We start from the raw sequence: 5702 nt of genomic DNA, 5'->3' as shown, positions 1-5702 counted from the left end.
AATTCTTTAACAAACTCAAGCAATATCGCAGCATTGCCACCCGCTACGATAAGACCGCCCGCAACTTCCTCGGCGCCATCCATCTTGCTGCCGTTGTTGTCTGGCTTAATTGATGACACGCCCTAGAAGCTGTCAAGTTATGGTAGGACTTTGCTCGCTGGGCACAATCAATTGGTTTGGATGCATCAGCTTATGGCACCCACACTATGCGACGGACAACGGCGACATTGATCTACCGGCGAACAAAAAACCTGCGAGCCGTGCAATGAGTTCTGTAATACACCAAACTCGAGAGCCCGGTGCGTTGCCTTGGCAGCGAGGTTGACGACGCGCTTGGAATAGCCGAGCAAATGGAGGTGTAGCAATTGGTCGGTAAGCGGCGTAGGGCAGCGGGGTGCCTACCGGGCATTCCCTTTCAGGCGTACACTTTCTGAATAACATATCTATATTGCAACATTTCTTTAATGGCCATGAGTCTCTACCCTGCACTTTGCTCGTCGCTCCTTAAAACAAAGTTTCAAGGAAAAACCTACAAGTCTTCAGTGCAATGCCAAGGGGTAATATACTCGTTAGTTTTTATTACCGTACGTATGCGAAGTGACTGCCAATGAAAGTGCGTACCCATCTGAATTTAATAGCAGCCGCTATTTTGCTTCCCGTAGCATTGTTTTCAGGTTTGGCGCTGGATCAGATACTCAAGGGGGAAAGAGAAGCGGTGTTGCGCAGCATGAACGAAGCGGCCCGCGCGACATCCCTTGCAGTTGACCGTGAATGGAGTTATGCCGAAGGCAGTGTATTTGCATTATCTTCGTCTGTATCGCTGGCGACCGATGACTTGGCAGGCTTCTATGCGCAAGCCAAAGCTGCGAACCGACGGGAGGTCATGCACACAGCGTTACTCAATGACGCCGGGCAACAATTACTGAATACCGCCGTGCCGTTTGGCACCTCGATCGCCTCGCCCTCGCCAGCCGCAAGAGAGCGAGTTAATGACGTTTTGGCGACATCAGTACCAAAAATTTCTAACTTGATTATAGGCCGTGCCACTGGAAAACCAGTGGTGACAATAGAGCTTCCGGTAACCGTTGCAGGAGGAAAGCGCTACGTCATTTCGCAATGGTTATACGCAGAGGATCTAAATCGAGCTTTTCCATCGGAAGGGGTGCCGTCAAGTTGGCTTATCGGTATTTTCGATCGAGATGGCACAACCATCGCACGTAATCGCGGTCCGCAACACCTTGTTGGCAAGCCTCCGAAAGAGGACTTACTCCAAGCGATATTAACCGGCAATCAAACTTATATCCGCAATCAAAGCCGCGATGGCTTGGAACTCTATACAGTCCTTGCGCGCTCCCCACAGTCGGGTTGGACTGTCGCAGTAGGGGTACCGGCCTTAGAGGTCGAGGCCACTGCGAGAAAGGCTGTAATACTTACGGCATCTGGCTTATTAGTTGCAGTCGGTATCGCCATACTCGGTGCTATCCTGTTCAGCCGAAGACTCGTTGAGGCGATCGACAAAAATACGCGCGCCGCAACACTTCTCGGACTTGGAAAAGCACCGCCGGTTACACCGACTTACGTCGATGAAGTCGACCGTGTGCAGCTTGCTTTGCACAGTGCCGGAGCCGCGCTGCAGCAGCATGAACACGAGCGCAATGCTCTGTTGACAGCCGCGCAAGAAGCAAGAGCATTAGCCGAGCAACAAAACCACGCCAAGGATGATTTTTTGGCCATGCTCGGACACGAATTGCGCAATCCATTAAGCGCAATTCGTGCAGGCGTTTCATTGATCGAATGTTATGGCATCACACCCGCCGCGGATAAAAAGGCGCGCGATGTAATCAAACGGCAAACGGATCAGCTCTGCCACATTGTCGACGCATTACTCGACGCGAGCCGGGTCATGACCGGCAAGATAATATTGTCGAAACAGCGTCTTGACCTGGGTGAAGCGACGCAGGCATGCCTAAGCGCCTTTCAGGCACGGGGAATCGCCGCTCAATACGTCGTCGAAACCGATATCGCATCGGTATGGGTTGACGCCGATCCGACACGCATCGCACAGGTCATCAATAATCTGCTGGAGAATGCATTCAAGTATACGCCCGAGGGAGGACGTGTCGCTCTCTACGTTGGCGCTGACGGGGCGGAAGCGGTACTTCGCTTATGCGACTCGGGAGTCGGTATCAGGAACGAGCTGCTGCCCCGGATTTTTGATGTGTTCGTACAGGCGCCGGCGTCACTTGATCGCGCAAAAGGCGGCCTTGGTATCGGATTAGCGGTAGTGAACGCGATGGTACGGCAACACGCAGGTAGCGTCACGGCAGCAAGCGGGGGGGAAGACAAAGGCAGCTGTTTCGAGGTGCGGCTGCCGCTTGCGACCGGTGCCGCAGGCATTGAAATTTCACCGCCACATGAACCTGCGGCTCAAAAAGGCATAAAAATTCTTCTCGTTGACGACAACGAAGATGCCTTGGAAATGCTTGCGCAACTGCTTCTCATGCAAGGATTTGATGTCCTCCGGGCTGCCAGTGGCGAGGAGGGGGTGCGCTTGGCGCTTGCCGAGTTGCCGGACTGCGCGATTGTCGATATCGGCCTGCCGGACATTGACGGCTATCAGGTCGTACGGCGCCTGCGGTCTAATACACAGACGGCTGCGATGCGGCTTATTGCATTAACAGGTTACAGCCAGGAAACCGACCGGCAGAGGGCGCATGATGCGGGTTTCGATGTCCATCTGAGCAAACCAGTTGACATCGCCCGGCTAGCGAAGGACATCGTTGGCTAGCTGAAATGAGGATCCAGTTCAGGACCCGTGCCCCTGAACGCTGCCAGCATGATTGGCGTCCAGCTCAATGCAGGCTGATAGCCTACTGTCGAAGCTGCTTCGATCCCTAGAGTCTGAAATGAACCCGAAGCGAAGAGAGAGACGGTTTTACTGAGCATGAGGCAAGCAAAGGCGATGTGATACCGTCCGGCCAAAGTTTGTGTAGGGCGCTCATAATCGCGCGCCAGCCGGCGGAATCGAGCCGCCCAGCCAAAACGGCGTTCGACGACCCAGCGGTGCGGCAGCAATACAAAGCCTCGTTTGGCTTCAGTATGTTTGACCACCAGCAGGTCAATTCCATGCCTGGCAGCCTGGCAGCCTGGCAGCCTGGCAGCCTGGCTTGCCGCATTGTCGACGGTAGATCCCTGGTCGACGAAAGCGGCCTCGACGGTATTGCCGGTTACCTGCTGAACGGCCTGAGCTAATTGCGCCACTTGCGCTCGGTCCTGTTCATTGGCAGCGGTGACATGCAGCATCAGTAAATGACCCAGCGTATCGACAGCCCGGGTGGAATTTGGAGCCCTTGCGGCGCTTGGCGCCGTCGTAGCCGGCGCGCTCACCGCTTTCCGGGGTCGATTGCAAAGTGCGGCTATCCATCACAGCGGCGGTCGGTGTGGCTTCACGTCCAGCAGCCAGGCGTCACAGCACGCGCACATCATGGGTCATGGCCTCGAAACAGCCAGCCCGGAACCTGCGTTGCGTCCGCTGATAGACCGCTGCCCACGGCGGCAAGTCGTGCGGCAGCATGCGCTAATGGGCGCCGCTGCGCACCAGCGTGGGCAATGCATTGAATACCTCGCGCAGATCGTGCCGCCGCTGCTCAGCATCCACCGGCAATAGGGTCAAATAGGGCGCGACGAACTCCCATTCTGCATCGCTGACGTCGCTCGGATAGGGCTTACGGGTTTCCATACCCGCAATGGATTTCCAAACCCGCAATGGATTTCCAAACCCCTCTATGAGTTCATAATACCAATCCAGAGTCATGACATTCCATGGACAGGGGCGAGATTTGCCCAGTTACGCGTGCATAGCGAGCGAATTGCATTGGGGATTTGAGTGAATTTATTCCATGCTTCGCAGCAGGCGTCGATGATGTCTTCGTAACTATCGTAGCAACGATTAGCCAAGCTGCGATCACGCAACTGCTGCCAAACCTGTTCCGCAGGATTTAATTCGGGTGATCCCGCTGGCAGCGACAACAGCGATACGTTGGGCAGTTGCGGTAGCTTCGGTGTGGTATGCCATCCAGCCTGGTCCAGCACCATTACCGGATGCCGACCTGGCGGTACGGCTTGACTGACTGCTTCCAGGTGAAGTGCCATCGTCTGGGTATTGGCAAAGGGCAGCACAAGACCAACTGCCGCATCCCACTGCGGGCACACGGCGCCAAAGATATACGCTGACTCGGATTGCTGCTGCCGCACCACGCGGGGCCGGGTTCCCTTGCGAGCCCAAAGGCGAGTTTGCGTGCCACGCTGCCCAATGCGCATTTCATCCTGAAACCAGATATCGACCTGATCAAGTCGGACACCTTTGGGAAGAATGGCTTCTACCTGCTGGACAAATTTTTTTTTAATGCGGCTTGCTTGACCGGATCAGCATGCGGGCTGATGGAGCGGGCCGATATCCAGGCCATATCAAGCCGCTTGAGCAAGTCGTACACGCCATTCAAGCTATATGCCACGGCGAACCGCTCGGACAACAGCTGGCGGATATCTTCGCCACGAACCCTTCCACCGCCACGGGCGTCCTGTAGTTGCTCGACGGCCTGGCGAAAGCCTTCTTCCTGCATTTTAGGAAGTCGCTGCGTGCTCCAGTAATGTGGAGTACCTGCCAAACGGCCCACCCCGCCGCAGGCAAACCACTTTAGCCAACGCATGACTGAATGACGCGTCACGCGCAATGCATCGGCCACTTCCGTAAAGTTCTTGCCATCCTTTAGGTGCGCCAACGCGATATAGCGCATTCGTCGTAGCCCATTCAGTTCCTGGCGTGCAAGCAGGTCGAAATTGTACCTTTGTAATTGCTGCAACGTTCCATCGGTCAACATTGCCGTCACCTGTACAGAGCTCTGTTTCTCTCAGACGCCCGGCACATCCCTTGGTTCAGCTAAGCTTGGGATTGGTATTGCCTGTTCGTCAAAGCACTAAAAACCTTGGCAAACGGGAGGCGACCATATAAATCAAATTCTCCAACAAAAACTTTCACCGCCTTCCTCCAGCCTTCAGGCATCAGCCCGTACACCACTTCTAACTATAGCTCTCAGCAGCCTGTTAGGCGCTTTACATGTGAGGAAAGCACACTCCAAGAACGGTGCAACGCTCGAGGAGTGAACCAAACCGGCATTGAGCAACCTCAATTTGCTTTTTTCTATGAATCCTATTTTAGAAAGGCAAACCCGCCAAACTTCACCAATTTCGAAGAAGGAAAATTATGGCCTACATTCTTGTCCGCGAGCTGGAGTTCAAAAGCAGCGTAGATCTTATGAAAGCAATGCCGGCCATAACAGGGGCTATTCAGACATGGAACAGGATAGCTCCTGACATACCGTGTCAACTCATGAAAGCCATGGCTGGCCATCCACTACGTATTCGTTGGCAGTTTCAGTCGGAAAGCACAGACAAGCTGATGAATGCCGCTATGAGCCTTCAGCGCGATGAAGAATACCTGAAGCATACTGCGGTGATTTCTTCGTGTGCCAATATGCCAACGTTGCACGACGAGCTTTGGTCTACGCTTACCTAAGGCAATGCTGAATAAGTAAACGGATTGAGGACGTAAAACGTTGTAAGGACCGATAACAACAAGCATGGCGATGAATAATGAAACAGCAGACTCTGGCGATGGCGGCAGACCAAGGTTTTGAGCGGCA

The 5702-nt window shown here is 54.2% G+C and carries 5 protein-coding genes and 2 pseudogenes; 3 read left to right on the top strand and 4 right to left on the bottom strand.

Annotation, left to right across the window (positions count from 1 at the left end; translation table 11 throughout):
- The 3 genes and pseudogenes from IGW04_RS25350 to IGW04_RS25345 form a co-directional block, all read left to right on the top strand.
- Positions 1-113: transposase (locus IGW04_RS25350; protein WP_194713700.1), on the top strand; the 113-nt coding region annotated here is incomplete at its 5' end.
- A 42-nt stretch (positions 114-155) separates the two neighbouring features.
- Positions 156-362: pseudogene (locus IGW04_RS25990) on the top strand (integrase); the annotation flags it as partial.
- A 245-nt stretch (positions 363-607) separates the two neighbouring features.
- Positions 608-2788 (top strand): hybrid sensor histidine kinase/response regulator, encoded by a 2181-nt coding sequence (locus IGW04_RS25345; RefSeq protein ID WP_194715871.1) that lies wholly within the window; start codon positions 608-610, stop codon positions 2786-2788.
- A gap of 146 nt (positions 2789-2934) precedes the next feature.
- Here the strand turns inward: IGW04_RS25345 and IGW04_RS25340 are convergent.
- From IGW04_RS25340 to IGW04_RS25985, 4 genes and pseudogenes are all read right to left on the bottom strand, one after another.
- Positions 2935-3739: pseudogene (locus tag IGW04_RS25340) on the bottom strand (IS5 family transposase); the annotation flags it as partial.
- A gap of 71 nt (positions 3740-3810) precedes the next feature.
- Positions 3811-4374: an IS630 family transposase gene (locus tag IGW04_RS25335; protein WP_323744909.1), complete on the bottom strand. Its 564-nt coding sequence runs from the start codon at positions 4372-4374 to the stop codon at positions 3811-3813.
- A 5-nt stretch (positions 4375-4379) separates the two neighbouring features.
- Positions 4380-4880, bottom strand: coding sequence for a helix-turn-helix domain-containing protein (locus tag IGW04_RS25330; protein WP_194715870.1), 501 nt, complete (start codon positions 4878-4880; stop codon positions 4380-4382).
- Between the two features lie 533 nt (positions 4881-5413).
- Positions 5414-5702 (bottom strand): hypothetical protein (locus tag IGW04_RS25985; protein WP_228527394.1); only part of this gene is annotated, 289 nt, incomplete at its 5' end.

Origin of the sequence: Noviherbaspirillum soli (assembly GCF_015352955.1) — a bacterium.
GTDB classification, from domain to species: domain Bacteria; phylum Pseudomonadota; class Gammaproteobacteria; order Burkholderiales; family Burkholderiaceae_D; genus Noviherbaspirillum_A; species Noviherbaspirillum_A soli.
Note: the sequence above shows the minus strand (reverse complement) of the source record. Positions and strands in the feature narration are given on the sequence as shown.